This is a genomic window from Caulobacter vibrioides OR37, assembly GCF_000372645.1.
Lineage (GTDB): Bacteria > Pseudomonadota > Alphaproteobacteria > Caulobacterales > Caulobacteraceae > Caulobacter > Caulobacter vibrioides_E.
In genome coordinates this window covers 1-3,198 of record NZ_APMP01000056.1, presented here as the reverse complement: position 1 = coordinate 3,198, position 3,198 = coordinate 1, and the positions used below count along the sequence as shown (strand labels likewise).

Below are 3,198 nucleotides of genomic sequence, written 5' to 3'. Positions count from 1 at the left end.
GTACAGGGGCGCGGCGCGGTTCCCGGCGCGTTGAAGGTCGCCTGGGTTTCCTCGCGCTCGAACGCCATCAGCTTTTCCAGCTCGCCCCGGTCCAGCCAGACGCCGCGACAGCGCGGGCACATGTCGAACTCGACGCCGGCGCGCTGAACGGCCTGCATGGCGCCGTCGCAGTTGGGGCACATCAGAAGGGGCATGTGAAACCTCCGGTCCAAAAGGATGGATCGGGTGTTCTCGATGTCTGGCGGCGCCGTCGGGGAGGGGGGGCTTTAGGCGGCCGGACCCAGCGACATCGAGAACACCCGATGCGGTCCGACATCACGAGCGCTTGCATCACTCGCCAGAGGGGCCCGGTCCCGCATCCTTAAGTTGGGACTTGGCGGGAAGGCTTTCAAGGGGCGCCCGGCCCTTAAGGGGATCCTCCCCGACGATGGGGCGCACAAAAAAGGCCCCGGATCGCTCCGGGGCCTTTTCCGTATCGTTTCGGATCCGACGCTTACGAAGCGTAGAATTCGACGACGAGGTTCGGTTCCATCTTCACCGGATACGGAACTTCCGACAGTTCCGGCGCGCGGACGAAGGTGGCCGACAGCGACTTGGCGTCGACGGTCACGTACTCGGCGAAGTCACGCTCCGACGAGGCGACGGCTTCGAGAACCAGAGCCATGTTGCGCGACTTTTCGCGGACCTGGATCACGTCGCCGGCCTTGCAGCGGTACGACGGGATGTTCACGCGCTTGCCGTTCACGGTCACGTGGCCGTGGTTCACGAACTGGCGGGCGGCGAACACGGTCGGCACGAACTTGGCGCGATAGACGATGGCGTCCAGGCGCGATTCGAGCAGAGCGATCAGGTTTTCCGAGGTGTTGCCCTTGCGGCGGGCGGCTTCCTCGTAGGTGCGCGAGAATTGCTTCTCGGTCAGGTTACCGTAGTAGCCCTTCAGCTTTTGCTTGGCGCGCAGCTGCAGACCGAAGTCCGAAACCTTGCTCTTGCGGCGCTGGCCGTGCTGGCCGGGACCGTAGGAGCGCGAGTTGACCGGGGACTTCGGGCGGCCCCACAGGTTTTCACCCATGCGGCGGTCGATCTTGTACTTGGCGCTATGGCGCTTCGACATAGTCAGTCTTTCAAAACGATCCGGGCCGGCTCCCCGCGAGGGGCGCGATCTCAACGGCGGCGTCGGGTCAATCCGTCATAAGGGCATCGCGCCGCGCGGCGAGCCGGCGGCGTGAAGGGCTGGCTTATGGGGGAAGCGCCCGGGGGAGTCAATGTGGCAGGGGTTAGTGCAGGTCCTCGTTGATGAACTGCGGCTTGAAGCCAGCCGCCTGCAGCCCGCTCATCAGCTTAAACACTCGGCCGTACGCCACCTCAGCGTCAGCGCGGACATAGACGCCCCGGTCAACGGATCCGGAGGCCAGGAGCAGGGCCGGCAGCTCAGCGTCCGCGACCTTGCGCTCCATCAGCAGCGCGACGCCATCGCCACGCAGACTGATGAACACGGTGTCGTTCGGCTTGCACTGGCCAAAGCAGTCCATGGGCGGCTGGTCGATCAATGGCCCCGCCCTGCCCGTCGGCGAGACGAGCAGCATGACGACAAACACCGATAGGAGGATCGGAACGAGCGGCGCGATGTTGATCGCCACCATCGGCCGCGCCTCGAACCGTCCCGCCAGTCGCTGAGCCATGCGCGCCTCCACGGGCAAGAATGATCCCGACGAGGGCGACTGGCAACCTGGGATCAGCCCAGGCGGGCGGCGTGCCGAATGCGGACGATGATCACCATGTCATCGTCCACGTGGTACCGGATCACATAGGGCGGCACGACGACCAGCTCCCGCAGCGTTGCGGTCGCTTTCCGCCCGCGCGCCGGGTGCTCCGAAAGCGCCTCGGCCGCCGATCGAAGACGCAAGGCCATCCGCTGAGCGGCTAACGGGCTGAATTGCCCTATGTACTCACGGATCGCCGACAGATCGGCCAGCGCTCGCCAGGTCCAGACTACTTGCGCCACTTGGCCGGGGCAGGTTTCTCGTCCGGCGTTCCCCAGGTGTCGAGCCAGGCCGCCACCTCGTCGTGCGGGATCACGCGGCCGGCTGCGATATCAGCCATGCCTTCGGCGTCAGCTGCAGCTTCGGCTTCCTCGTCAGTCTCGAAGATGGAGGGCTCGGGAACCATGAGATGAGCATAGCAGATTACGATGCTCCCTCAACGGTCAGGCGCCAAAGACTACAACCTTTCCAGGTGCCACCCCACATGCTCGCCGATGAAGGTGGTCATGAAGAAGTAGCTGTGGTCGTAGCCTTCCTGACGCCGGACCGTGACCTTGCGGCCGGCCTTGGCGGCGGCGGCTTCGATCAGTTCGGGCTTCAGCTGGTTTTCCAGGAAGCTGTCGGCCAGGCCCTGGTCGATCAGGATGTCGTCGAAGGCGGTCCCCTGGCCGTCCTCGATCAGGGCGCAGGCGTCATGGGCCCGCCAGGCCGCGCGGTCGGGGCCGAGATAGGCGCTCATCGCCTTGTCGCCCCACGGGCAGTTCAGCGGCGAGACGATCGGGGCGAAGGCGCTGACCGACTTGAAGAGCTCCGGGTTGCGCAAGGCGAGGGTCAAGGCGCCGTGCCCGCCCATCGAGTGGCCGAAGATCCCGCGCCGGCCCGCGTCCAGCGGGAAGGCGCCGTCGACGGCCGCCAGCAGGTCCTTCGTCACATAGGAATACATCTTAAAGTGCGGCGACCACGGAGCCTGCGTGGCGTCGACATAGAAGCCCGCGCCCTGTCCCAGGTCATAGGCCGGATCGTCGGCGACGCCCTCCCCGCGCGGGCTGGTGTCGGGCGCGACGATCGCGATCCCGTGCCGGGCGGCGTGTTGGTAGACGCCCGACTTCACCGTGAAATTGTCCTCGGTGCAGGTCAGGCCCGACAGCCAGACGAGATAGGGGAACGGGCCCTCGCCGTCCGGCGTCCACACCGTGAACTTCATCGGCGTGCCGGTGCTGGCGCTGTCGTGCTTGCAATACCGCAGGGTTCCGCCATGGACGCGGTGGGTGGCGAGGGTTTCGACGGTCATTCGCAATCTCCTCCCCTCCCCCTTGCGGGGAGGGGTTGGGGGTGGGGGTGTCGGCGCGGCCAACGCTGAGCCGACACCCCCAATCCGACCGCTTCGCGGCCACCTTTCCCCGCAAGGGGGAAAGGAACTGGGTTTTAGAACGTCACC

The 3,198-nt window shown here is 66.0% G+C and carries 6 protein-coding genes; all 6 read right to left on the bottom strand.

Translation table 11 applies throughout. The annotated features are described in order from the left end of the window. A partial coding sequence (locus OR37_RS20435; RefSeq protein ID WP_004625166.1) for a TFIIB-type zinc ribbon-containing protein occupies positions 1-194 on the bottom strand: 194 nt, incomplete at its 3' end. Positions 195-493: 299 nt separating this feature from the next. Then, a complete protein-coding gene (gene rpsD / locus OR37_RS20430) occupies positions 494-1,111 on the bottom strand; it encodes a 30S ribosomal protein S4 (RefSeq protein WP_004625164.1) in 618 nt (205 codons plus the stop codon). Positions 1,112-1,274: 163 nt separating this feature from the next. Further along, positions 1,275-1,679, bottom strand: a complete 405-nt coding sequence (locus tag OR37_RS20425; protein WP_004625162.1) for an ExbD/TolR family protein — start codon at positions 1,677-1,679, stop codon at positions 1,275-1,277. 53 nt (positions 1,680-1,732) lie between these two features. Then, positions 1,733-2,038, bottom strand: coding sequence for a type II toxin-antitoxin system RelE/ParE family toxin (locus tag OR37_RS20420; RefSeq protein ID WP_165570637.1), 306 nt, complete (start codon positions 2,036-2,038; stop codon positions 1,733-1,735). Beyond that, the gene (locus OR37_RS20415; protein WP_004625158.1) at positions 1,990-2,166 is read right to left on the bottom strand and encodes a hypothetical protein; all 177 of its coding nucleotides are present in this window, start codon (positions 2,164-2,166) and stop codon (positions 1,990-1,992) included. Before OR37_RS20415 ends, OR37_RS20420 begins: the two co-directional genes overlap by 49 nt. Before the next feature lie 51 nt (positions 2,167-2,217). Further along, the gene (gene fghA, locus OR37_RS20410; RefSeq protein ID WP_004625156.1) at positions 2,218-3,051 is read right to left on the bottom strand and encodes an S-formylglutathione hydrolase; all 834 of its coding nucleotides are present in this window, start codon (positions 3,049-3,051) and stop codon (positions 2,218-2,220) included. Positions 3,052-3,198: the final 147 nt, after the last annotated feature.